The sequence below is a fragment of the Geodermatophilus chilensis genome (genome assembly GCF_002802985.1).
In the GTDB taxonomy this organism is placed as follows: Bacteria; Actinomycetota; Actinomycetes; order Mycobacteriales; family Geodermatophilaceae; genus Geodermatophilus; species Geodermatophilus chilensis.
The window spans coordinates 17,041-39,729 of the sequence record NZ_NVPT01000024.1 but is presented as its reverse complement, the minus strand read 5'-3'; the positions used below and the strand labels follow the sequence as shown (position 1 = coordinate 39,729).

General features: G+C 76.0%; 21 protein-coding genes. 13 read left to right on the top strand and 8 right to left on the bottom strand.

The genetic code is table 11. The features are described 5' to 3' along the window. Window positions 1-129 precede the first annotated feature (129 nt). Window positions 130-507: a YchJ family protein gene (locus CNO22_RS06295; protein WP_100498500.1), complete on the bottom strand. Its 378-nt coding sequence runs from the start codon at window positions 505-507 to the stop codon at window positions 130-132. Window positions 508-558: 51 nt separating this feature from the next. Between CNO22_RS06295 and CNO22_RS06290 the strand changes: the two genes are divergently transcribed. From CNO22_RS06290 to CNO22_RS06265, 6 genes are read left to right on the top strand one after another with little or no spacing between them, the layout of a single operon-like run. Then, the gene (locus tag CNO22_RS06290) at window positions 559-2,484 is read left to right on the top strand and encodes a mycofactocin system FadH/OYE family oxidoreductase 2 (protein WP_100498499.1); all 1,926 of its coding nucleotides are present in this window, start codon (window positions 559-561) and stop codon (window positions 2,482-2,484) included. A 9-nt stretch (window positions 2,485-2,493) separates the two neighbouring features. Next, window positions 2,494-3,207 (top strand): mycofactocin biosynthesis peptidyl-dipeptidase MftE, encoded by a 714-nt coding sequence (gene mftE, locus CNO22_RS06285; RefSeq protein WP_100498498.1) that lies wholly within the window; start codon window positions 2,494-2,496, stop codon window positions 3,205-3,207. Between the two features lie 38 nt (window positions 3,208-3,245). Beyond that, window positions 3,246-3,788, top strand: a complete 543-nt coding sequence (locus CNO22_RS06280) for a cysteine hydrolase family protein (RefSeq protein WP_100498497.1) — start codon at window positions 3,246-3,248, stop codon at window positions 3,786-3,788. Continuing rightward, a complete protein-coding gene (gene mftF / locus CNO22_RS06275; protein WP_100498496.1) occupies window positions 3,785-5,326 on the top strand; it encodes a mycofactocin biosynthesis glycosyltransferase MftF in 1,542 nt (513 codons plus the stop codon). Before CNO22_RS06280 ends, mftF begins: the two co-directional genes overlap by 4 nt. Beyond that, window positions 5,323-6,654: a GAF domain-containing protein gene (locus tag CNO22_RS06270; protein WP_232806839.1), complete on the top strand. Its 1,332-nt coding sequence runs from the start codon at window positions 5,323-5,325 to the stop codon at window positions 6,652-6,654. The genes mftF and CNO22_RS06270 overlap by 4 nt, the downstream gene beginning before the upstream one ends. 43 nt (window positions 6,655-6,697) lie before the next feature. Further along, window positions 6,698-7,927, top strand: a complete 1,230-nt coding sequence (locus CNO22_RS06265) for an MFS transporter (protein ID WP_100498495.1) — start codon at window positions 6,698-6,700, stop codon at window positions 7,925-7,927. A gap of 1 nt (window position 7,928) precedes the next feature. Here CNO22_RS06265 and CNO22_RS06260 read toward each other — a convergent pair whose 3' ends face one another. Further along, window positions 7,929-8,933 (bottom strand): iron-siderophore ABC transporter substrate-binding protein, encoded by a 1,005-nt coding sequence (locus CNO22_RS06260; RefSeq protein WP_100498494.1) that lies wholly within the window; start codon window positions 8,931-8,933, stop codon window positions 7,929-7,931. Window positions 8,934-9,251: 318 nt separating this feature from the next. Here CNO22_RS06260 and CNO22_RS06255 point away from each other — a divergent pair, with 318 nt between their 5' ends. From CNO22_RS06255 to CNO22_RS06235, 5 genes are all read left to right on the top strand, one after another. Further along, window positions 9,252-9,788, top strand: a complete 537-nt coding sequence (locus CNO22_RS06255) for a (2Fe-2S)-binding protein (RefSeq protein WP_100498493.1) — start codon at window positions 9,252-9,254, stop codon at window positions 9,786-9,788. After that, a complete protein-coding gene (locus CNO22_RS06250) occupies window positions 9,785-12,277 on the top strand; it encodes a xanthine dehydrogenase family protein molybdopterin-binding subunit (RefSeq protein WP_100498492.1) in 2,493 nt (830 codons plus the stop codon). The genes CNO22_RS06255 and CNO22_RS06250 overlap by 4 nt, the downstream gene beginning before the upstream one ends. Window positions 12,278-12,335: 58 nt before the next feature. After that, the gene (locus CNO22_RS06245; RefSeq protein ID WP_100498491.1) at window positions 12,336-13,193 is read left to right on the top strand and encodes an FAD binding domain-containing protein; all 858 of its coding nucleotides are present in this window, start codon (window positions 12,336-12,338) and stop codon (window positions 13,191-13,193) included. 102 nt (window positions 13,194-13,295) lie between these two features. After that, entirely contained in the window at window positions 13,296-14,222 is a 927-nt protein-coding gene (locus CNO22_RS06240) for an SRPBCC family protein (RefSeq protein ID WP_100498490.1), read from the top strand. Window positions 14,223-14,280: 58 nt separating this feature from the next. Further along, on the top strand, window positions 14,281-15,378 hold the full coding sequence (locus CNO22_RS06235; RefSeq protein ID WP_100498502.1) for a DNA glycosylase AlkZ-like family protein: 1,098 nt from the start codon (window positions 14,281-14,283) through the stop codon (window positions 15,376-15,378). A gap of 4 nt (window positions 15,379-15,382) precedes the next feature. On the opposite strand, the gene CNO22_RS06230 is transcribed toward CNO22_RS06235, so the two are convergent. From CNO22_RS06230 to CNO22_RS06220, 3 genes are read right to left on the bottom strand one after another with little or no spacing between them, the layout of a single operon-like run. After that, window positions 15,383-16,021 carry an alpha/beta hydrolase family protein gene (locus CNO22_RS06230; protein ID WP_100498489.1) on the bottom strand — a complete coding sequence of 213 codons (639 nt, stop codon included), beginning with the start codon at window positions 16,019-16,021 and terminating at the stop codon, window positions 15,383-15,385. After that, window positions 16,018-16,689: an HAD-IA family hydrolase gene (locus CNO22_RS06225; protein WP_100498488.1), complete on the bottom strand. Its 672-nt coding sequence runs from the start codon at window positions 16,687-16,689 to the stop codon at window positions 16,018-16,020. Before CNO22_RS06225 ends, CNO22_RS06230 begins: the two co-directional genes overlap by 4 nt. Continuing rightward, the gene (locus tag CNO22_RS06220) at window positions 16,686-17,360 is read right to left on the bottom strand and encodes a DedA family protein (RefSeq protein WP_100498487.1); all 675 of its coding nucleotides are present in this window, start codon (window positions 17,358-17,360) and stop codon (window positions 16,686-16,688) included. The genes CNO22_RS06225 and CNO22_RS06220 overlap by 4 nt, the downstream gene beginning before the upstream one ends. Before the next feature lie 63 nt (window positions 17,361-17,423). On the opposite strand from CNO22_RS06220, the gene CNO22_RS06215 reads away from it, so the two are divergent. Next, window positions 17,424-18,719: an amidohydrolase family protein gene (locus CNO22_RS06215; RefSeq protein WP_100498486.1), complete on the top strand. Its 1,296-nt coding sequence runs from the start codon at window positions 17,424-17,426 to the stop codon at window positions 18,717-18,719. 61 nt (window positions 18,720-18,780) lie between these two features. Here CNO22_RS06215 and CNO22_RS06210 read toward each other — a convergent pair whose 3' ends face one another. Then, window positions 18,781-19,653, bottom strand: coding sequence for an MBL fold metallo-hydrolase (locus CNO22_RS06210; RefSeq protein ID WP_100498485.1), 873 nt, complete (start codon window positions 19,651-19,653; stop codon window positions 18,781-18,783). 94 nt (window positions 19,654-19,747) lie between these two features. On the opposite strand from CNO22_RS06210, the gene CNO22_RS06205 reads away from it, so the two are divergent. Next, window positions 19,748-21,163, top strand: a complete 1,416-nt coding sequence (locus CNO22_RS06205) for a radical SAM domain-containing protein (RefSeq protein ID WP_157936824.1) — start codon at window positions 19,748-19,750, stop codon at window positions 21,161-21,163. A gap of 12 nt (window positions 21,164-21,175) precedes the next feature. On the opposite strand, the gene CNO22_RS06200 is transcribed toward CNO22_RS06205, so the two are convergent. Beyond that, window positions 21,176-21,532, bottom strand: coding sequence for a cupin domain-containing protein (locus tag CNO22_RS06200; RefSeq protein ID WP_100498483.1), 357 nt, complete (start codon window positions 21,530-21,532; stop codon window positions 21,176-21,178). Beyond that, window positions 21,529-22,665 (bottom strand): ABC transporter ATP-binding protein, encoded by a 1,137-nt coding sequence (locus CNO22_RS06195; RefSeq protein ID WP_100498481.1) that lies wholly within the window; start codon window positions 22,663-22,665, stop codon window positions 21,529-21,531. The genes CNO22_RS06200 and CNO22_RS06195 overlap by 4 nt, the downstream gene beginning before the upstream one ends. Window positions 22,666-22,689: the final 24 nt, after the last annotated feature.

The following is a 22,689-nucleotide window of genomic DNA, read 5'->3' as shown; positions in this document are numbered from 1 at the left end:
TTTTTGTGTTGCATGCATGGTCTTTGTCGTTTTTTGTTAGTGCACCGACGACCGTGTAGACTTACACGTAAAGAGTCGTCGGCAGCGTCCGACGTGTATAGGAGACAGGGGGAGAGCACCCGCGGCCCCTCACCGTCCGTCGAGGTAGGTCCAGCGGCCGTCCACGCGGACGAAACGGCTGACCTCGTGCTGGCTGCCGGTCTCGCCCTCGTGCCGGTACCAGGCCCGGAACTCCACCGTGCCCTCGATCGCGAGCAGCCCGCCGTCGGTCGTGGCGAGCACGTCGAGGCCGGTCCAGCGCACGGTCGGGTCGAGCTCCAGCGACGGTGGGCGGGTCGAGGGGTGCCAGGTGGCGAGCAGGTGGGCGGGGTCGCCGACGGCGAAGGCGCTGTACCGCGAGCGCATCAGCTGCTCCGCGGTCGCCGCCGTCGCGGTGCCGTCGTGCAGCCGGCCGCAGCACTCGGCGTAGGGCAGGCCGGTCCCGCAGGGGCAGCGTCGAGGGGCCATGCCTGCGAGTCTCTACCGTCCGGGCCGTCGGCCCGGCGGAGGAGGGGATGCATGCGACACCTCGCCGCGCCGCTGCGGGTCGGACCGGTGACGCTGCCCAACCGTGTCGTGTTCCCCGCCCACCTGACCAACTACGCCGTCGACGGCCGGTTCACCGAGCGGCACGCCGCCTACTACGCCGCCCGGGCGGCCGGCGGCGCCGGGCTGGTCATCACCGAGGAGGTCTCCACCGACCCTGACGACCGGCCCTACGAGAAACTCGTCCGCGGGCACGACCCCGACGCGCTGCCCGGCATGCGGCTCGTCGCCGACGCCGTCCACGCGCACGGCGTGCCGGTGTTCGCCCAGGTCAACCACAACGGCGGCCAGTCCGACTCGCTGCACACCCGCACGCCAGTCCGCGCGCCGTCCCCGGTGCCCGACCCGCTGTTCCGCGAGGTGCCCCGCGAGGCGACGACGGCCGACCTGGCGCGGCTGGTCGCCGGGTACGCCGACGTCGCCGCCCGCTGCGCCGCCGCCGGGTTCGACGGCGTGGAGGTGCAGGCCTCGCAGTCCTCGCTGGCCCGCCAGTTCCTCTCCCGCGCCACCAACCGGCGCACCGACGCCTACGGCGGCCCGCTGGAGAACCGCGCCCGCTTCCTCGTCGAGGTGCTCACCGCCGTCCGGGAGGCGCTGGGCCCCGCCCGCGCCCTCGGCGTCCGGCTGGCCGACGAGGAGGGCCGCGACGGCGGCACGACGCTCGCCGAGGCCGTCGCCACCGCGCGGCTGCTCGCCGCCCGCGGCCTGGTCGACCACGTGAGCACCACCGTCGGCGTCGCCACGGCGACCCTGGACCGCGTCGTCCCGCCGATGACCACGCCACCCGGCTACGCCCGCTACCTCTCCGCGGCCATCCGCGCCGCGGTCGACGTGCCGGTGATCGGCGTCGGCCGCTTCCTCACCCCGGCGCAGGCCGAGCGTGCCCTGGCCGACGGCGACTGCGACCTGGTCGGCGCCGTCCGCGCGCAGATCGCCGACCCCGAGTTCGCCACCAAGGCGCTGACCGGGCGGGACGGCGAGGTCCGCCGCTGCCTGGGTTGCAACCAGGAGTGCGTCGGCCGGGTGGGCCTGAACCGGTCGCTGGGCTGCGTGACCAACCCGCGGGCCGGACGCGAGGCGCCGCTGCCGGTGCCCGGGCGACGCCGCCGGGTGCTCGTCGTGGGGGGCGGCCCGGCCGGGCTGCGCGCCGCCGCCACCGCCGCCGCCCGCGGGCACGCGATCACCGTCTGGGAGCAGGCCGACCGCACCGGCGGCGCGATCCGCGTCGCGGCGTCCGCCCCCGGCCGCGACGGGCTGCGCCCGCTGGTCGACGACCTCGCCGCCGAGTGCGCGCGGGCGGGCGTGGTGGTCCGCACCGGGGTGCGCGCCACCGCGGAGCGCGTGCGGGCCGAGGCCCCGGACGTCGTCGTCCTCGCCACCGGCGCCCGCCCCGTGCGGCCGGACTGGGCAGCCCGCAGCGACCGGGTGGTCGACGTCCGGGACGTGCTCACCGGCGCGGCCGACCCGGCCGGCGACGTCCTGGTGGTCGACGACCTCGGCGCCGCCGCGGCGACCTCGGTCGCCGAGCTGCTCGCCGCGCGCGGCTGCACGGTCGAGGTGGTGACGGCGGCGCTGGTCGTCGGCCAGAACCTCGGCCTCACCCTCGACCGGCCCGGCTGGGAGCGGCGGGCGGCGACGCTGGGCATCCGGCGGACGACGGAACGGCTGGTCACCGCCGTCGACGGCCGCACCGTGCGACTGCTGCACCACCCGACCGGCGCGGTCGAGGAGCGCACCGTCGACCGGGTGGTGGTCGCCGCCCCGCCCCGCGCCGACGACGAGCTGTGGACCGCGCTGCGCGGCAGCGGGCTGGAGGTGCACCGGGTCGGCGACTGCCTCGCACCGCGGAAGGCCGGCGCGGCCACCCTGGACGGTGACCGGCTGGGCCTGGCGCTCTAGCCTGCCCGGGTGCCAGACGCCGTCCCCAGCACGAGGCTCGCCGGCGCCACCTGGCCCGAGCTGCCCGAGCGCCCGCTGCTGCTGGTGCCGCTCGGCGCGGTCGAGCAGCACGGCCACCACCTGCCGCTGGCCACCGACACCACCGTCGCCTGCGCCGTCGCCGAGGCCGCCGTCGACGACCTCGACGGCGCCCTGCTCGCTCCCGCGCTCGCCTACGGCGCCAGCGGCGAGCACGAGGACTTCCCCGGCACCGTCTCGATCGGCACCGAGGCGCTGACCGGGCTGCTCGTCGAGTACGGCCGGTCGGCCTGCCGCTGGGCCGGACGGCTGGTGCTGATCAACGGCCACGGCGGCAACCTGGACGCGCTGCGCACGGCCGGCGCCCGGCTGCGGGCCGAGGGGCGCGACGTGGCCTGGTTCCCCTGCGGCGTCGCCGGCGCCGACGCGCACGCCGGGCGCACCGAGACCTCACTCATGTTGCACGTGGAACCGGACGGGGTCCGCGAGGACCGAGCGGTGGCGGGGGAGACCGCCCCGATCGCCGAGCTGCTGCCCCGGCTGCGCGCCGAGGGGGTGCGCGCGGTCAGCCTGACCGGCGTCCTCGGCGACCCGGCCGGGGCGTCGGCGGAGGAGGGCGCGGAGCTGCTCGCCGGGATGGCCGGGCGGCTGGCCGCCGCCGTCCGCGCGTGGGACGTCGACCCCGCCGGCCGGCTGCGCGGCTGACGGAACGCGCCCGGCCGCCCGGGGTTATGGTCCGGTCCATGGGGTCCCCGTCCGGCTGGCTGGTCGTCGTCGACTACCAGGAGGTCTTCCGCGACCCGACCTCGCCGTGGACGACGCCGCGCTTCGACGAGATCCGCCCGCGCATCCGCTCGCTGGTCGAGGCCTTCGGCGACCGCGTCGTCTTCACCCGCTTCGTCGTCCCCGACGAGCCGACCGGCGCGTGGGCCGACTACTACGCCAAGTACGACTACTTCACCCAGCCGCACGCCATCCCGCTGTTCCAGCTCTCCGAGGACCCGGGCGGGCACCCCGTCGTCGACGCGCCGACCTTCGGCAAGTGGGTCCCCGCGGTCGCCGAGCTCGTCGGCGACGGGCCGGTCACGGTCGCCGGCGTGGCCACCGACTGCTGCGTGCTCTCCACCGTGCTGCCCGCGGCGGACGCCGGCGTGCTGGTCCGGGTGGTCTCGGACGCCTGCGCCGGCGCGGACGACGAGGCGCACGACGACACCATGCGGATCCTCGGCTGCTACGCCCCGCTGGTCGAGGTCACCACGACCGCCGAGGTCCTGGCCGACGCATGAGCAGGGGGCTCTCGGTCGCCGCACCCCCGCCCGGCCGGCTCCCCGACGGCACCGCCGTCCGCCTGGACCCCCGCGTCCGCCGCCGCGACGGGGGGACGACGCTGCTCGGCGGCTCCCCGCTGCGGCTGGCGCGCCTCCAGCCCCGTGCCCGCGACCTGCTGCGCACCGACCGGCTCGTCGTGCGGGACGCCACCACCGCCGCACTCGCCGCCCGGCTGCTCGACGCCGGCCTCGCCCACCCCGAGCCGGAGGGGGTCCCGGCGGGGGAGCTGACCGTCGTCGTCCCGGTCAAGGACCGCTCGACCGAGCTCGACCGGCTGCTCACCGCGCTGCGCGCCGACCCCGACACCGCCGCCGTCCCCGTGCTCGTGGTGGACGACGGCTCCGCCGACCCGGCCGCGGTGACCGCCGTCGCCGGCCGACACGGCGCGCGGGTGCTGCGGCACGCCAGCGCCCGCGGCCCGGCCGCCGCCCGCAACGCCGGCCTGCGCGCGGTGACCACCCCGCTCGTGGCGTTCGTGGACTCCGACTGCGTGCCGCTGCCGGGCTGGTCCGGGCCGCTGGCGCGGCTCACCGCCGACCCGCGGCTGGCGCTGGTGGCCCCCCGGATCACCGCGCTCCCGGCGGACGGCGGCGGCTGGGTGGAGCCGTACGAGGCCACGGTGAGCGCGCTGGACATGGGGCCGGACCCGGCGCCGGTCGCCCCGGGCACGATGGTGTCCTACCTGCCCAGCGCCGCGATGGTGGCCCGACGGGACGCGCTCGGCGACGGCTTCGACGAGTCGATGCGGGTCGCCGAGGACGTCGACCTGGTGTGGCGGCTGGTCGCGGCCGGCTGGCGGGTGCGCTACGAGCCGTCGGCCGCCGTCGCCCACGAGCACCGCGCGGCGACCGGGGAGTGGCTGCGCCGGCGCGCCTTCTACGGCACCGGCGCGGCGCTGCTGGCCGCGCGGCACGGCGCCGCCGTCGCCCCCGTGGTGCTCTCGCCGTGGTCGGCGGCGGCCTGGGCGCTGGCGCTGACCGGGCGCCGCTCCGGTGCGCTGGCCTGCGCCGCGGTGCTCGCCGTCGCCACCGCCCGCCTGGCGCCGCGCCTGGCCCGGCCCGGACAGCGGCCGCCGGTCGGGCTGGCCACCGTCCTCGTCGTCCGGGGCAGCGCCGCGGCGGGCAAGACGCTGGCGCGCAGCGTCACCCGACACCACTGGCCGCTCGCGCTGGCCGCGGCCGCGGTCTCCCCCCGGGCCCGCCGGCTCGCCGCCGCGGCCGCCGTCGCCGACGCCGTCCTCGCCTGGTGGCCGCACCGCCGGCGGGTCGGCCTGCTGCGCTTCGCCGCCGGCCGGCGGCTCGAGGACCTCGCCTACGGCGCCGGCCTCTGGACCGGCGCGCTGCAGGCCCGCGACGCGCGGGCGCTGCTGCCCGCCGGGCCTGCGCCGATGGTGCCCTCCCCGAACAGGTCGCGCACCACCGGTTCCCTGGTGGAATCGCGTGAGACCGGTCACGATGGGCGGACGATGGACCCGAGCCCGCGGACGACGACGTGACGACGCTGAACCCGTGGGTCGCGCTGCCCGAGGGCCGCCCCGACCCCGCGCACACCCGACGGCTGCGCGCCGCCCACGAGGCGCTCGTCACCCGCTCCGGCCCGACCCCGCCGGACCTGGTGCGCGCCGTCGTCTGGGACTCCTGGCGGCGCAGCCTCGCGGGCGGTGTCGACCCCGACGGCGCCGCGCCGCCGGTCGACCTGCTCGACGACGAGCTGCTGGCCTACCGCGAGGCGCACCCGCTGGCACCGGTGCTGCCGGTCATCCGCCGGCTGCTGGTCGAGGACGCCGAGGCCGACCGGATGATCGTCGCGGTCACCGACGCCGACGGCCGGATGCTCTGGGTCGAGGGCGACCGCCGGCTGCGGGCGCGCGCCGAGGCGATGCACTTCGTCGAGGGCTCCCGGTGGGCCGAGGACGTCGCCGGCACCAACGCCCCCGGCACCGCGCTCGCCCTCGACCACGCCGTGCAGATCTACGGCAGCGAGCACTACCGCCGTCCGGTGCAGCCCTGGAGCTGCTCGGCCGCACCGGTGCACCACCCGGTCACCGGCGTGCTGCTGGGCGCCATCGACGTCACCGGCGGCGACCACGTGGCCAGCCCGCAGGTGCTCACCCTCGTGCGGGCCACGGTGGCCGCCGTCGAGGCGGAGCTGCGCTGGCTGCACCGGGAGGACGCCGCCCGGCCGGCGGCCCCCGCGCCGCGCCCGGTCGCCCGTCCCGTGCCGCGGCTGGAGGTGCTCGGCCGCGAGCGTGCGCGGCTGCAGCTGCCGTCCGGCCCCGCGGAGCTCTCGCTGCGCCACTCCGAGCTGCTGATCCTGCTCGCCGAGGCGGCGGCCGGCGGCGGTGGGCGCACCGCCGAGCAGCTGGCGCTGGAGTGCCACGCCGGTGACGCCGCCGCGGTGACCGTGCGGGCCGAGCTGTCCCGGCTGCGCCGGCTGGTCGGCGCCCAGCTGCTCGGCTCGCGCCCCTACCGGCTGACCGGCCCGCTGGAGACCGACCTGGACCAGGTGCGCCGGCTGATCGCCCGCGGCGCCGTCGGCCCCGCGCTGGAGCGCTACCCCGGCGCCGTGCTGCCCCGCTCGTCCGCGCCCGGTGTGGTCGCCGCCCGCGACCGGCTGTCCGGGGCGCTGCGGCAGGCCGTGCTGGCCGCCCGCCGTCCCGAGCTGCTGCTGCGCTACACCCGGCTGCCCGAGGCCCAGGACGACGCCGTGGTGTGGCACGCCTGCCTGGAGGCGCTGCCGCCGGGCGCCCCGAGCCGGCCGGCCGTCGCCGCGCACCTGCACCGGCTGCGCCGGGTGCCGCGCGGCCCGCTGCGCCTCCACTGAAGCCGGGGAATGCGGCCGGACCAGGCCGCCTTGCCTCTTCCACGTGACCGCACCGCCCGACGTCCCCCAGCTCAGCCCCCGGCGGGTCGTCGCCGCGGTCGTCGCCCTCGCCCTGGGCGGCTTCGCCATCGGCACGACCGAGTTCGTGACGATGGGCGTGCTGCCCGAGATCGCCGAGGGCGTGGGCGTCGACATCCCCACCGCCGGCCACGTCATCTCCGCCTACGCGCTCGGGGTCGTGGTGGGCGCGCCGGTCATCGCCGCGCTCGGCGCGCGGCTGCCGCGACGGGGCCTGCTGGTCGGCCTCATGGTCGCGTTCCTGCTCGGCAACCTCGGTAGCGCGCTGGCCGGCGGGCACTCCTCGCTGCTGCTCGCCCGCTTCGTCAGCGGGCTGCCGCACGGCGCCTACTTCGGGGTGGCCTCGCTGGTGGCTGCCTCGCTGGTGCGGGCGGAGCTCCGCGGTCGGGCGGTCAGCTCGGTGATGCTCGGGCTGGCGGTGGCCAACCTGGCCGGCGTCCCGGCAGCGACCTGGCTCGGGCAGGCGCTGGGCTGGCGCGCGGCCTACTGGGCGGTCGTCGTCCTGGCGGTGGCCACCGTGCTCGCGGTGCTGGCGTTCGTACCGTCCTGGCCCGGCCGGGGCGAGGTCACCGTCGCCACCGAGCTCACCGCGCTGCGCCGTCCGCAGGTGCTGCTGACCCTGCTGGTCGCCACGGTCGGCTTCGGTGGCATGTTCGCCGTGTACAGCTACGTCTCGCCGCTCACCACGGAGGAGGCGGGCCTGCCCCGCGGGGCGGTGCCGTGGGTGCTGCTGGTCTTCGGCGTCGGCGGCGTCCTGGGGACGGCGCTCGGCGGCCGGCTCGCCGACCTCGCGCTGTTCCGCTCGCTGGTCGGGGCGATGGGAACGATGGGCGTGCTGCTGGCCCTGGTGGCGTTGCTCGCCGGCTGGGCGCCGGGGCTGCTGGCCACCCTCTTCCTGCTCTCGGCCACCGCGTCGGTGCTGGTGGTGACCCTGCAGCTGCGGCTGATGGAGGTCGCCGGCGAGGCGCAGATGCTGGGCGCCGCGCTCAACCACTCGGCGCTCAACGCCGCGAACGCCCTCGGCGCCTGGCTGGGCGGCGTGGTCATCGCGGCCGGCCTGGGCTGGACCGCCCCGGCCGCCGTCGGGGCCGCACTGGCCGCGGTCGGGGTGGTGGCGCTCACCGCCTCGGCGGTGCTGCGCCGCCGCGAGCTGCGGACCGGGCCGGTGCGGACGGCGCCCGCACCGGCCAGATGACTCAGGGCTGGAGCGTCTCGGCGAACACCGGGACGGCGTTCTCCAGCGCGTACCGGGTGCCCAGCGCCGAGCCGCTGGAGAAGGCGTTGACCAGCGTCTGGTCGTCCAGCACCAGGGCGTTGCCCTGCTGCACCGCGGGCAGCGACTGCCACAGCGGGTTGTCGGTGATCTGCGACGCCTCGACGAAGATCGGGAAGACCACGGTCAGCGGCGCGTCGAGCAGCGGCACCTGCTCCTCGCTGATCGAGACGAAGAAGCTCTCCCCGGCGAGGTCCTGGATGGCCGGCTTGTTGGTGAAGCCCAGCGTCTCCATGAAGTCGACGCGGGTGTCGCCGCGGACGTAGGCGCCGAAGCCCTCGGAGGTGTAGGCGCCGACGGCGACCTCGGTGCCGGCGAACTCCGGGTGGGCCTCGGCGGCCTCGGTGAACTGCTGTTCGACCTCGGCCTGCAGCTCTTCGGCCTGCTCCTCGCGGGCCAGCGCCTGGCCGACCAGGTCCAGCTGCTGCTGCCAGGTGGTCAGGTACGGGCCGACGCCCTCGGGCTGGCCGACGGTCGGGGCGATGGCGCTGAGGGCGTCGTAGCGGTCCTGCGTGGCGGGGGAGCGGGTGTCCAGGATGAGGTCGGGCTGCAGCGCGGCGATCGCCTCGAGGCTCGGCTCGAGCGTCTCGACGATCTCCGGGGCCTCGTCGTAGAGCCCCTCGGCCCACGGGCCCACGCCCTCGCCGCCGAAGGCCAGCCAGTCGCTGGCGCCCACCGGCTGGACACCCAGCGCCAGCGCGGTCTCGGCGTCCGACCAGCCCAGGGCCACGACCCGCTGGGGCTCCTCGGGGATCTCGACGTCCCCGAAGGCGGTCTCGACGGTGACGGGGAAGGCGCCACCGGAGCCCGAGGAGCTGCTGGAGGCGGCGGACTCCCCGGCGGACCCGTCGTCGCCGGAGCCGCAGCCGGCGACGAGGACGGTAGCGGTGAGCAGGGTGACGCCGCGCAGGAACGGGGCAACGGACATGGGTCTTCCCTCCAACTAGGTGAGGCTCACCTAACTACGCGTTCCTGGGGCCCCCTCACCCGGGTCTCCGCAACCCCCGTCGCCGGAATGGCTGCAACTCCGCTGCAACGTTGACCGACTACCGCTGCTGCGTCGGCCAGCGGGCCGATCGATCCGCAGGTGCGGACGCCAGGCGCCCATAGGCCCGCTTGCGCGGACGGCGGATCGTCCTGCGCCCTCAGGTAAGCGTGGCCTAAGTCACGTGCTGCTCGACACACTTCAGCGCAGGTGCGGCTGTGTCCTGAGCCACACGACCCCTGCAGAGGAGCGGAGGAATCGGTGACCCAGATCAACGTGCGGGTGGACGGGGTGACGTACAGCGACGACGTCGAACCCCGGACCCTGCTGGTGCACTACCTGAGGGAGCAGTTGGGGAAGGTCGGCACCGTCATCGGTTGCGACACCAGCAACTGCGGCGCCTGCACCGTCCACCTCGACGGCGCGGCCGTGAAGTCCTGCACTGTGCTGGCCGTCCAGGCCGACGGCGTCGAGGTGACCACCATCGAGGGGCTGGCGCCGCAGGGCAGCCTGCACCCGGTGCAGAAGGCGTTCCACGAGATGCACGGCCTGCAGTGCGGCTACTGCACGCCGGGGATGATCATGGCCTCGGTGGACCTGCTCAAGGAGAACCCCGACCCGAGCGAGACCGAGGTCCGCGAGGGCATCGAGGGCAACCTCTGCCGCTGCACCGGCTACCAGAACATCGTCCGCGCGGTGCAGCAGGCCGCCGGCGAGATGCGCGGGTCCGGGAACGGGCACGTCTCCCCGGCCGAGGTCGACACCGCGGCCGCTCCCCACGTGGCGGCCCAGCAGTGACCGCGGTCGAGGACCGGCCCGCGGAGGCGCCGGAGCGCGAGGTCGGCAAGGCCCGCCGCCGCAAGGAGGACGCCCGGCTGATCACCGGCCGGACCACCTGGACCGACAACATGGTGCTGCCCGGGATGCTGCACCTGGCCGTCGTCCGCAGCCCCGTGGCACACGGGAAGATCAGCTCGATCGACGTCAGCGCCGCCCAGGAGGCACCGGGCGTCATCGCCGTCCTCACCGGGCGCGACGTGGCCGACGAGCAGGGCTCGATCCCGTGCGCCTGGCCGGTCACCCCCGACATGGTCAACCCCGGCCACCCGTCGATCGCGGTCGACGAGGTGAACCACGTCGGCGAGGCCGTCGCGGTGATCGTGGCGCGCAGCAAGACGGCCGCGCAGGACGCCGTCGAGCTGGTGGACGTCGACTACGACCTGCTGCCCGCGGTGCTGGACATGGAGCAGGCGGTCGCCGAGGGTGCCCAGCTGACCCACGACCACCTCGAGTCCAACCGCAGCTTCCACTTCGTCTTCGACGGCGGGGAGGCCGGCACCGGTGTGGACACCGACCAGGCCTTCGCCGACGCGGAGGTCGTGGTCAGCCGCCGGTTCGTGCAGCAGCGGCTGATCCCGGCGTTCATGGAGCCGCGCTCGGTCGTCGTCCAGCCGCAGGGCGACAACTACACGATGTGGTCCTCGACCCAGGTGCCGCACATCCTGCGGATCATGCTGGCGATGGTCACCGGGGTCCCGGAGCACAAGCTGCGGGTCGTCGCCCCCGACGTCGGAGGCGGCTTCGGCGGCAAGCTGCAGGTGACCCCGGAGGAGGTCATCAGCCTGCTCGTGGCCCGTCGGCTCGGGAAGCCGGTCAAGTGGACCGAGACCCGCAGCGAGTCGCTGATGACGGCCCACCACGGCCGCGACCAGATCCAGTACATCGACATCGCCGCCGACCGCGAGGGCAACGTCAAGGGCCTGCGCTGCCGGATCCTCGCCGACATGGGCGCCTACCTGCGCCTGGTCAGCCCCGGCGTCCCGGTGCTCGGTGCCTTCATGTTCAACGGCATCTACAAGTTCCCGGCCTACCGCTTCGAGTGCGACGGCATCTTCACCAACAAGACGCCGACCGACGCCTACCGCGGCGCCGGCCGCCCCGAGGCCACCTTCGCCGTCGAGCGGATCATGGACGAGCTCGCCGTCGAGCTGGACATGGACCCGCTGGAGCTGCGCCGCAAGAACTGGATCCGCGCCGAGGAGTTCCCGTTCACCACGGTGGCCGGGATGACCTACGACAGCGGCGACTACGAGACCGCGACCCAGCAGGCCCTGGAGCTCATCGGCTACGACGAGCTGCGCGAGGAGCAGCGCCGCCGCCGGGAGTCGAACGACCCGGTGCAGCTCGGCATCGGCGTCTCCACCTTCACCGAGATGTGCGGCCTGGCGCCCTCCCGGGTGCTCGGCTCGCTGTCCTACGGCGCCGGCGGCTGGGAGCACGCCGCCATCCGGATGCTGCCGACCGGCAAGGTCGAGGTCGTCACCGGCTCCACCCCCCACGGGCAGGGCCACGAGACGGCGTGGAGCCAGCTGGTCGCCGACCGGCTGGGCGTGCCGTTCGAGGACGTCGAGGTGCTGCACGGCGACACCTCGTCCTCCCCGCGCGGCCTGGACACCTACGGCTCCCGGTCGCTGGTGGTCGGCGGGGTGGCGGTGGTCAACGCGGCCGAGAAGGTCGTGGCGAAGGCCCGCAGGGTCGCCGCGCACCTGCTCGAGGCCAGCGAGGACGACCTCGACTTCTCCGGCGGGACGTTCTCCGTCCGCGGCACCCCCGGCTCGGAGGTCTCCATCCAGGAGATCGCCCTGGCCACCTTCGCGGCGCACAACTTCCCCGAGGGCATGGAGCCCTCGATCGACGCGGACGCGACCTTTGACCCGGAGAACTTCTCCTTCCCCCACGGCACGCACCTCTGCGCCATGGAGATCGACACCGAGACCGGCATGGCGAAGATCCGCAAGTACGCCTGCGTGGACGACGTCGGGACGATCGTCAACCCGCTGATCGTCGAGGGGCAGATCCACGGCGGGCTGGCGCAGGGCATCGCTCAGGCGATGTTCGAGGAGGCCGTGTACGACGCCGACGGCAACCTCACCACCGGCACCTTCGTCGACTACCTGGTCCCCTCGGCGGCCGACCTGCCGCACTTCGACACCGGCAACACGGTGCACGAGGCCCCGGGCAACCCGATCGGCGCGAAGGGCGTCGGGGAGGCCGGCACCATCGCCAGCACGCCCGCGGTCGTCAACGCCGCGCTGGACGCCGTCCGGCACCTGGGGGTCCGCGACATCCGGATGCCGCTGACCCCTGAGCGGGTCTGGCGGGCCATCCACCAGGGCGGGGACGGCGGAGACCGTGCCACCGCCGGCACCAACGCCTGGGGTGGGGCGCAGACCGAGACCACCGCCGGCGTCTCCACCCCCCAGTCCGCCCTCGGAGGTGACCAGTGATCCCGCCGAGGCGACAGGGGAGTCGAGCCATGACCGGTGACGACGAAGGAGTCGAGCCATGATCCCCGCTGCGTTCGAGTACGCCCGCCCCACGACCGTCGACGAGGCACTGCAGGCCATCGCCGACGGCGGGGACGACGTCAAGGTCCTGGCCGGCGGTCAGTCGCTGATCCCGGTCATGCGGCTGCGGCTGGCCGCGCCGGAGACGGTGGTCGACCTGGCTCGCGTCGCCGAGCTGCGCGGCGTCCGGGACGACGGCGACGCCATCGTCATCGGGGCCATGACGACGCACCACGACGTCATGATCGACCCGCTGGTGCAGCAGTACGCGCCGCTCATCGCCGAGGCGACCGAGACGGTCGCCGACCGGCAGGTCCGCGCCCGCGGCACCTTCGGCGGGGCCCTGGTGCACGCCGACCCCGCCGGCGACCTGCCGGCGGTGGCCCTGGCGCTGGACGCGGAGTTCGTCATCGCCGGCCTCCAGGGACGGCGGACGGTGCCGGCGGCGGAGTTCTTCGTCGACTACCTGACCACCGCGGTGGAGGAGGGGGAGCTGCTCGTCGAGATCCGCATCCCCAAGCTGGCCGGTGAGTGGGGGATGCGCTACGAGAAGTTCAACCGCGTGGCGCAGGCGTGGTCGATCGTGGCGGTGGCCGCGGTCGTCCGGCGGGAGAACGGGCGCATCGCCGAGGCCCGGATCGGGCTGACCAACATGGGCAGCACGCCGCTGCGGGCCACCGCGGTGGAGGCCGCGCTGGCCGGTGCCCCAGCCAGCCCCGAGACGATCGCCGCGGCGGCGCGGTCGGCCGCGGAGGGGACCTCCCCGAGCAGCGACCTCAACGCCCAGGCGGACTACCGCGAGCACCTGGCGCAGGTGCTCACTCGTCGCGCGGTGACCGCGGCGGCGGGGCTGTAGCGTCGATCCACCGCTCCCCGGAACCCGCTCGACCCGACTCGGCCGGCCCGCCCTCACCCGGGGGCGGACCGGCCGAGCTCCGTGACCTGTGGAGGTAGCACCGTGCAGTTGGAGAACTCGTTCACCGTCCCCGTGCCGATCGACGAAGCCTGGCGGGTGCTGCTGGACATCGAGCGGATCGCGCCGTGCATGCCCGGCGCGGCCCTGGACTCGGTCACCGGTGACGACTTCACCGGCCGGGTCAAGGTCAAGCTCGGCCCGATCAACCTGACCTACCAGGGCAAGGCCAGCTTCATCGAGAAGGACGAGGCCGCGCACAAGGCGGTCATCGACGGCCGCGGCAAGGACCAGCGCGGCAACGGCACCGCGGCCGCGCTCATCACCGCCCAGTTGAAGGCCGAGGGCGACACCACGCGGGTCGACGTCCTGACCGACCTGAACATCACCGGCCGCCCGGCCCAGTTCGGCCGCGGCGTCATGACCGACGTCGGCAACAAGCTGCTCGGCCAGTTCGCCGACAAGCTGGCCGCCCAGCTGGCCTCCGGCGACGCGGGGGCGACGGCGCCAGCCGCTCCGGCGCCCGCGGAGAAGGCGACGCCGGCGAAGAAGGCCGCGGCCACCGTGGCCGGTGCGGCCGAGGAGGTCGCCGCCTCGGCCGAGCAGGTGCCGGGGGACAACGCGGTCGCGGCCACGACCCGCAAGACCGCGGCGGCGGCCAAGAAGACCGCTGCGGCCAAGGCGGACGAGGCGGCTGCGCCGGCCGCTGCGGACACCGTGCCGGCCGCCGTCATCCCGAACCCGCCGCCGGTCAGCACCACGGCCCCGGCGGCCCCGGCGGCCCCGGCGGCCCCGGCGGCCCCGGCGACCCCGGCCGCCGGGACAGCGGGTCCCAGGCACGCCGAGCCCGAGCCGATCGACCTGCTCGAGGTGGCCGGCGGGGCGGCGCTGACCCGCTACGCCGCGCCGCTGGCCGGTGCCGCGGCGCTGCTGCTGGTCGTCACGCTGGTCGTGCGGCGCCGGCGCCGCTGACCGTGACCCGCTCGTGCCCTGCCTGCTCCGGCGGCAGGGCGCGAGCGGTCGCCGGCCCGTGACCGTCCACCGGCTGAGCCCCACCGACGCACGGCGGATCGCCGTCCGGGCGCAACTGCTCGATGCCGAGCGGTCGTCGGACCTGCTCGCCGTGGTGCAGCACCTCACCCTGCTGCAGATCGACCCCACCGCCGCCGTCGCGCCCAGTGCGGACCTCGTCGCCTGGAGCCGCCTGGGCCGGGCCCACCGACCGGCGGACCTGCGCCGGGCCCTCGAGCAGGACCGGACGCTGTGGGAGTTCAACGCGCTGGTGCGGCCGATGGCCGACCTCCGCCTGTACCGCGCCGGCATGGCCCGGTGGCCCGGCCGCGAGCAGCCGCGCCAGTGGCTCGCGGTCAACGAGCCCTTCCGCCGGGACGTGCTCGCCCGCCTGGCCGACGCCGGCCCCCTGACCTCCCGCGACATCCCGGACACCAGCGTCGTGCCCTGGGCGTCGACCGGTTGGACGAACGCGCGCAACGTCACCCAGATGCTCGAGCTCCTCGCGCTGCGCGGCGAGGTCGCCGTGGCCGGGCGCCGCGGGCAGCAGCGGCTGTGGGACCTCGCCGACCGGGTGTACCCACCGGACACGCCGGTCGTGCCGCTGGAGGAGGCGCGCCGGATCCGCCAGGGACGGAGGCTGCGGGCGCTCGGCATCGCCCGGGCCGGCCACCCCGGCCCGCCCAACGAGATGGAGCCCGTCAGCGAGGCGGGTGAGGAGGCGGTCGTCGAGGGCGTCCCCGGGACCTGGCGGGTCGACCCGGCCCTCCTCGGGCAGCCCTTCGCCGGCCGCACGGCGCTGCTGTCCCCGTTCGACCGCCTGGTGCACGACCGCACCCGCCTGGCCGAGCTGTTCGGGTTCGAGTACGTGCTGGAGACGTACCGACCGCGGGCGGCCCGGCGCTGGGGCTACTTCGCGCTGCCGGTGCTCTCCGGCGACCGGCTGGTGGGGAAGGTCGACGCCACGGCCGACCGCCGGGGCGGCGTCCTGCGGGTGGACGCCGTCCACGAGGACGTACCGCTCGACGCGGCCGAGCGCCGCGGGGTCCGCGACGAACTCGCCGACCTGGCCGCGTGGCTCGGACTGGACCTCGGCGGCGCCGCGGTGCCGCGCTGAGGCGTCAGGCCGCGCCGGTGACCGCTCCTCTCAGCGCGCCCAGCCAGTCGACGGCGGCCAGGGCGACGACGTCCGGGCTGCGGGTGAGCGCGTGGTCGCCGGGGACGGCGTAGAGCGAGGCGCCGGGCCGCCCGGCCAGCACCGCGGCGAGCTCCTCCGGGCGGCCGAACGCGTCCCGCTCGCCCTGCACGACGCCCAGGGGCAGCTCGACGGCGGTCAGCTCGTCGGCGCGGCTGCGCTCGGGCCGGCCCGGCGGGTGCAGCGGGAACGCCAGGCACAGCACGCCGTCGGCCCCGAGCGCGGCCGCCGTCCGGCAGGCCACCCGGGCGCCGGCGCTGCGGCCGCCGAACACCAGCGGGCCGGAGAGCCGGCCCTCCTCGCGCAGCACGGTGAGCACCGCCGTCCAGCCCTCGTCCAACCGGGGCGGTGCCGGGGCGATCCGCTTACCCGCCACCCGCCAGGGCTGCTCGACCCCGAGCACCCGCCAGCCGGCCGCGGCGGCGTCGGCCGTGACGGCGGCCAGGTCGGCCGACCCCGTCCCCCCACCCGCGCCGTGGCCGAGCACCAGCGTGCCGACGACAGCGCCCGCGGGTCCGGTGGTGGTGACCCGTGCCGGGCCGAGGGGGGTCGGGACCTCCCTCACGGGGTCGGCAGCGCGAGCAGCGCGTCGACCGCGCCGGCCAGGTCGCCGGCGACCAGCGCGGCCGGGTCGTAGACGGCCGGGTAGGCGCGCTCGGAGCGCGGGAACCAGGCGGCGGTCAGGCCCGCCCGCAGCGCGCCGTGGACGTCCCAGCCGTGGGATGCGATCAGCGCCAGTCGGGCCGGCTCGACGTCGCAGACCCCGGCCGCCCACAGGTACACCTCGCGGGCCGGCTTCCAGGCCCGGATGACCTCGCTGGACAGCGAACGCTCCACCAGCGCGCTCACCCCGCCGCGCTCCAGCCCGGCCTCGGCGACGCCCGGGGCGCCGTGGGTCAGCGTCACCACCCGGATGCCGGCCTCGACGAGCCGGCGCAGCGCGGGCTCGACGTCGGGGTGCGGGGCGAGCTCGAGGAAGGCGTCGGCCACCTGTGACCGGTCGGCGTCCCCCAGGTCGGTGGCCTGGGCGAGGGCCGCGTCGAACGCCTCGCGGAACCGGCACCAGGTGCCCGCCGTGGCGGCGGCGAAGCCGGTGAGCAGGGTGCGGGAGAAGACGGCGGGCAGCAGGTCGGCCGGCTGCCCGAGCTCGACGAGCGCGGCGCGCACCGGGCCCAGGTCGAGCAGCGTCTCGTTGACGTCGAAGGCGACGACCTCGGGGCGCAGCGCGCTCATGCCGACCTGCTCTCGTCGGTGCCGGCGCGGCGGGCCTGTCGGTGCCGGCGCACGTCGCGGTAGCGCTTGTGGACCAGGTAGCCGATGCCGAGCGCGACCGCGGCGACGACGGCGTAGTCGAGGTACTTCAGGTTGGCCTGCACGAAGTCGCCGGCCGCGACGCCCAGACCGATGAGCACGCCGTTCCAGATCAGGCTGCCGGCGGCGGAGTAGAGGACGAACTGCCCGAACGGCATCCGTACGACCCCGGCGGGGACGGAGATGAAGCTGCGCACGATCGGCACCATCCGGCCGAAGAACACCGCCGAGCGGCCGTGCCGCTCGAACCAGGCGAAGGTCTTGTCGACGTCCTCGGTCTCGACCAGCGGGAGCCGGTCGAGGAAGGCGTGCGAGCGGCGCGGGCCCAGTGCCCGGCCGACGTAGTAGAAGAAGACCGCGCCGAGGATCGACCCCAGGGTGGCGAAGAGGACCACCGGCACGATCGACAGCCGGCCGTCGTTGATCAGCACCCCGGCCAGGCCCAACACCGCCTCGCTGGGGATGGGCGGGATGACCGTCTCCAGCAGGATGGCGAAACCGACGCCCACCGCGCCGAGCCGTTCGACCAGGTCGAGCAGGAAGCCGGTGATGCCGCCCTGGTCGGAGGAGGCCGCGGCGGCGAGGAGGGACATGCGCCCCACGGTAACGGCGCGGTCCGGACGGCACCGGACAGCCGCGGGGTAGGTTCGCCACCCATGCGGCAGCGCTTCACCGCCCGGGCCGTCGTCGTCGGGGACCGCGCCGGCACGGTCGTGCCCGACGCCGCGGTCGACGTCGAGGACGGGGTGCTCACCTGGGTCGGCCCGGCCGCCGACGCCCCGGACGCCGGGGGCGCCGAGGTGGTCGCCGTCCCCGGGGTGCTGTTGCCGGGGCTGGTGAACGCCCACTCGCACGCGCCGATGGTGCTGTTCCGCGGGCAGGCCGAGGGGCTGCCGCTCGCGCGCTGGCTGCGCGAGGTGATCTGGCCGCGGGAGGCGCGGCTGACGCCCGAGGACGTCGAGGTGGCGATGGCCGCGGCCTCGGCGGAGATGCTGCGCGGCGGGGTCACCACCAGCGTCGAGATGTACTTCTCGCCCGAGCGGATCGCCGCCGCCGTCGGCCGCACCGGCGCCCGCGCAGTGGTCGCCACCCCGCTGCTGCCGCTGCCCGGCATGCCACCGCTGGCCGAGCAGCTGGCCGACGCGGTCACGCTGGCGACCTCCGCGCCCGCCGACGGCGCCGTCGAGTACGGCCTCGGCCCGCACGCGGCCTACACCCTGCCCCTGCCCGTGCTGCGGAACGCCGCGGCCGCCGCCCGCGAGCACGGCCTGCTGCTGCACCTGCACGTCGCCGAGACCGCCGGCGAGGGGGCGGACCTGCTGGCCGCCCACGGGCTGTCGGTGCCCGCCCTGCTGGCCGCGCACGACGTCCTGGGCGGGCGGGTGCTGGCCGCGCACAGCGTGCACGTGGACGACGGCGACCTGGAGCTGTGGCGGGAGTACGACGTCGCGGTCGCGCACTGCCCGGCCGGCAACGCCAAGCTGGCCAGCGGGATCGCGCCGGTGCGGGCGATGCTCGACCGCGGCGTCCGGGTGGGGCTGGGCACCGACGGGCCGGCGTCCAACGACGGGCTGGACCTGCTGGCCGACGTCCGGCTGGCCGCGCAGCTGGCCCGCCTCCGCGAGGCCTCGGCGACCGCGCTGACCGCGGCCGAGGCGTTCTGGCTGGCCACCGGCGGTGCCGCCGACGCGATCGGCCGCCCGGACCTCGGTCAGGTCGCCGTCGGCCGCCGGGCGGACCTGGTGCACGTCGACACCCGCGACCTGGCCTTCGAGCCGGTGCTCGACCCGGTGGACCTGCTCACCCACCTGGTCTGGTCGGGCACCTCGCGGCTGGTGCGCGACACCTGGGTCGGTGGGCGGCAGGTGGTGCGCGACGGCGTCTGCACGACGGTGGACGCCGAGGAGCTGCGCGCCGACGTCGCCGACCGCGCCCGGCGCCTCGCCGGGTGACGGACACGGGTGGACCGGTCGCGGGGCCCGGAGGGCTCCCGACCGGGACATGGGCAGCGGCTCAGGTCGGGTCGGGAACGGCACCTGGCCGCGGTCGCGGTCCGGAGGACCGCAGTGAGATCGTCTCGCCGCGGGTCACAGCGCGGATCTCGCCGGGGGCGCGGCGGGCGGCGACCTCGCGGACGAAGTCGCCCAGCGGCGAGGCGAACCGGTCGTAGTCGTCGTAGTGCACCGGCACGGTCACCGGCGGTTTGAGCAGCTCGACCAGGTCCGCGCCCTGCCGACCGTCCATGGTGACGGTGAACCCGAGCGCCCTGGTGCCGCCCAGGTGCGGGATGACGACGTCGAGCGGCCCGCAGCGCTGCAGCACCTCGCCGAGCTCCGGGCGGAAGACCGTGTCGCCGCTGATGTAGCCCCGCCAGGAGACCTCGCCGTCGCGGACCAGCTCCAGCACGCTGCCCATCACCGGCGGCAGCAGCTTCGCGATCGGCTGCGGGCCGTGGACGCCGGGCACCGAGGTGATCCGCAGCGTGGCACCGTCCCGGCTCAGCTCGTGCCGCTGCCAGGGGGTGAGGTCGACGGTCTCCCGGAAGCCGCGCCGGCCCAGCGCGCGGGCGGCGGCCTGGGTGGTGATCACCGGGGTGCCGCGGTCGAGGGTGCGGGTGGCGATGCGGTCCCAGTGGTCGGCGTGCAGGTGCGACAGCAGGATCGAGTCCAGTGCCGGCAGCTGCGTGGGCTGCAGGGCGGGGTCGGTGAGCCGCTTGGTCCACAGCCCCTTGCCGAGGTAGGCGCGCTGCCCGCGGTGCAGGAAGTTCGGGTCGGTGAGCAGCGTGAAGGGCCCGAGCCGCAGCAGCGTGGTGGCATTCCCGCCGAACGTGAGCGTGACGTCGTCGGCGGGGGACGGCGGGGACGGCAACGGAGGGGACTCGGCCATGTCCCGGCGTCTACCCTGGCCGCGCGGGGGCCACGCCGCGCCCGTGAACCACCCCGGGCTGCCCCAGCGAACCCCAGCGGTGAGGATGGCTGTCATGTCGGACGGACCGGTCGGGCGCCTGCGGGCGGGGTGGCGGCGGCTCGTGGAGCGGACCCGGCCGGTGCACCCCGAGACCGCGCGGGCACTGGCCGAGCGCTGGGCGGCGCTGCCCGAGCACGTGCGCACGCCGGCGCAGAGCCTCGGCCGGCACGCGGTCGGGTGCGAGGGGACCCACGGCGTCTTCCCGAAGTGCAACCTGACCTGCACGCCCTGCTACCACTCGGCCGACGCGAACAAGGTGCGCGTCGACGGCGGGCACACCGTGCGCGAGGTCGACGCGCAGATGGCCTACCTCCGCGAGCGCCGCGGCCCCTACGCACACGCCCAGCTCATCGGCGGCGAGGTCGGCCTGCTGTCCCCCGACGACCACGCCGAGGCGCTGCTGACCATGCGCCGGCACGGCCGCTCGCCGATGTCGATGACCCACGGCGACTTCGACCCCGGGTACCTGCGCACCCTCGTCACGGGGGACGACGGCCGGCTGCGGCTGGACCGGGTGAGCTTCGCGGCGCACGTCGACTCCCTCATGCGTGGCCGCCGCGGCGCCGTCCGCCCGCGGAGCGAGGCCGAGCTGCACCCGCACCGCGCGCGCTTCGTGCAGATGTTCCGGGACCTGCGCGCCGAGACCGGCCTACGCTACTACTTGGCCCACAACATGACCGTCACGCCGGCCAACCTCGACCAGGTGGCCGGGACGGTGCGCGCCGTCCTGCCCATGGGCTACTCGATGATGAGCTTCCAGCCGGCCGCGCACGTGGGCGACGAGCGCCGCTGGAAGGAGTCCTACGCGGCGGTGGACGTCGACGCGGTGTGGGCGCGGCTCGAGGAGGGGCTGGGTCGCACGGTGCCGTACCAGGCCGTCGAGTTCGGCGACCCGCGGTGCAACCGGCTGGGCTTCGGCTTCCTCGCCGACGGCGCCTGGCACCCGTTCGTCGACCCGGCGTCGCCGGCCGAGCTGCGCGCCCGCGACGCCTTCTTCGCCCACTTCGGCGGCGTGGCGTTCAGCGGCACGCCGCCGCTGCTGCTGGTCGTCAAGGTGCTGCGGGTGCTGCGGCACCACCCCGGCGACGCCGGCGTGGCGCTGGCCTGGGCGCGCAGCCTGCTGCGCCGGGTGGGTGGCCTGCGGGCGCTGGGAGGCGCGGCCCGGCGGAGGCGGCTGGGGCTGATGACCTTCGAGGTGCACAGCTTCATGGACGCCGCGCACGTGGGCCCGGCCTGGGACATGATGCGCCGCGGCGTCGTCGCCGACGACCCGCAGCTGCGGGCCACCCAGGAGCGGCTGGCGGCCTGCACCTACTCGATGGCCCACCCGGAGACCGGCGAGCTGGTGCCCGCCTGCGCCCAGCACTCGGTGCTCGACATCGGCGAGAACGCCGAGCTGCGCAGGCTGCTGCCGCTCACCGTGGTCTGAGCCGGGTGCAGGTCACTCGGGCGGCGCGTCGCGGCCGGCCTGCCGCGCGGGTGGCGAGGTCGCCTCGACCGCGGTGAACGCCTCGACGATCTCGTAGGTGTGCTCCGTCCCGGCCGGCACCACCCAGGAGTCGCCGGGGCCCAGGTCCACGGTCCGATCCCCGGCGTGCAGCCGGGCCCGCCCCGAGACGACGTAGCCCACCGTCTCGTAGTCCCGCGCCGCTTCGGGTTTGCCGTCGCTGGACGGCTGCCCGTCCCACAGCCGCATGGCCACCCTCGAGCCCGCCGCCAGGTAGCGCTGGCCCATCCGACCGCTCTCCGCAGCAGCGGCTGCGACCTTGCCGATGCCGTCGTCCGTCGCCTCGCTCATGGTCGGCGCCTACCCGGACCGCCGCCGACCGATGCGCGTGACGTCCCGGGGCGCGCGCCGGTGGGAGCCGACGTCGTCGCCGGCGGGACGACGGCGCGGGCGGCGACGGGCAGCACCAGCCCGACCGGCCGCCCGGCCGGGAGCTCCTCCCCGGCACCCAGCTCGGCTTCCACCGGCACGCCGCCGGGTCCCGGCACCTCCACCACGACCAGCGCCCGCAGGCCGCGCCGGCGCACCCGGACGACGGTGCCGGTCACGTCCGCCGCGGGATCGCCGGGCGCGGTCACCCGCACGGCCTCGGGGCGGACGACGAGCACGCCCGGCCCGTCCGGCACCCACCCCGGCAGCGGGAGGTCGCCGAGCGGGGAGGAGTGGACGCCGTCGCGCACCGTGCCGGCGACCTCGGTCCGCCCGCCGAGCAGCCGGCTCACCGCGAGGGACGCCGGCGCGGTGTAGAGCTCCCGCAGTAGGCCGGTCTGCTGCAGCCGGCCGCCGTCGAGCACCGCGACGGTGTCGGCGAGCGCATCGGCCTCGGCGGGGTCGTGGGTGACCAGCAGGACGGTCGGGTCCAGCCGCACGCGCAGGTCGGTCAGCAGGTCGTGCATCTCCGCGCGCAGTGCGGTGTCCAGTGCGCTGAACGGCTCGTCGAGCAGCAGCACCCGGGGCTCGGCGGCCAGCGCGCGGGCCAGCGCCACCCGCTGCTCCTGCCCGCCCGACAGCGACCGGGCCGGCCGGTCGCCGTACCCGCCGAGGGCCACCAGCCCCAGGTACTCCTCGGCGCGCTCCCGCGCCGTCCGCCGGGGCACACCCCGCACCCGGTCGGCGAAGGCGACGTTGTCGCGGACCGACAGGTGCGGGAACAGCAGCGGCCGCTGGAAGACCATCGCCATGCCGCGCCGCTCGGGCGGGACGCCGGTCAGGTCGCGGCCGTCGAGGTGCACGCTGCCGCGGGTCGGCGCGTCGAGGCCGGCGGTCAGCCGCAGCACCGTGCTCTTGCCCGAGCCCGACGGCCCGAGCACCGCCACGCAGGAGCCGGCCGGGACGTCGAGGGTGAAGCCGTCCAGCGCCGGCGGCTGACCGGCCGTGTGCACCCGGGTCAGCTCCTCCAGGCGCAGCATCCCGCTCGATGTCATGGGTTCGCTCCCGCCCGGCCGAGC

Coding starts and splice junctions, on each gene's coding strand:
- mftF (WP_100498496.1), top strand. CDS start 3,785: ATGAGCAGGGGGCTCTCGGTCGCCGCACCCCCGCCCGGCCGGCTCCCC.
- CNO22_RS06220 (WP_100498487.1), bottom strand. CDS start 17,360: ATGTCCCTCCTCGCCGCCGCGGCCTCCTCCGACCAGGGCGGCATCACC.
- CNO22_RS06260 (WP_100498494.1), bottom strand. CDS start 8,933: ATGTCCGTTGCCCCGTTCCTGCGCGGCGTCACCCTGCTCACCGCTACC.
- CNO22_RS06280 (WP_100498497.1), top strand. CDS start 3,246: ATGGGGTCCCCGTCCGGCTGGCTGGTCGTCGTCGACTACCAGGAGGTC.
- CNO22_RS06205 (WP_157936824.1), top strand. CDS start 19,748: ATGTCGGACGGACCGGTCGGGCGCCTGCGGGCGGGGTGGCGGCGGCTC.
- CNO22_RS06245 (WP_100498491.1), top strand. CDS start 12,336: ATGATCCCCGCTGCGTTCGAGTACGCCCGCCCCACGACCGTCGACGAG.
- CNO22_RS06200 (WP_100498483.1), bottom strand. CDS start 21,532: ATGAGCGAGGCGACGGACGACGGCATCGGCAAGGTCGCAGCCGCTGCT.
- CNO22_RS06295 (WP_100498500.1), bottom strand. CDS start 507: ATGGCCCCTCGACGCTGCCCCTGCGGGACCGGCCTGCCCTACGCCGAG.
- CNO22_RS06290 (WP_100498499.1), top strand. CDS start 559: ATGCGACACCTCGCCGCGCCGCTGCGGGTCGGACCGGTGACGCTGCCC.
- CNO22_RS06195 (WP_100498481.1), bottom strand. CDS start 22,665: ATGACATCGAGCGGGATGCTGCGCCTGGAGGAGCTGACCCGGGTGCAC.
- CNO22_RS06225 (WP_100498488.1), bottom strand. CDS start 16,689: ATGAGCGCGCTGCGCCCCGAGGTCGTCGCCTTCGACGTCAACGAGACG.
- CNO22_RS06215 (WP_100498486.1), top strand. CDS start 17,424: ATGCGGCAGCGCTTCACCGCCCGGGCCGTCGTCGTCGGGGACCGCGCC.
- CNO22_RS06210 (WP_100498485.1), bottom strand. CDS start 19,653: ATGGCCGAGTCCCCTCCGTTGCCGTCCCCGCCGTCCCCCGCCGACGAC.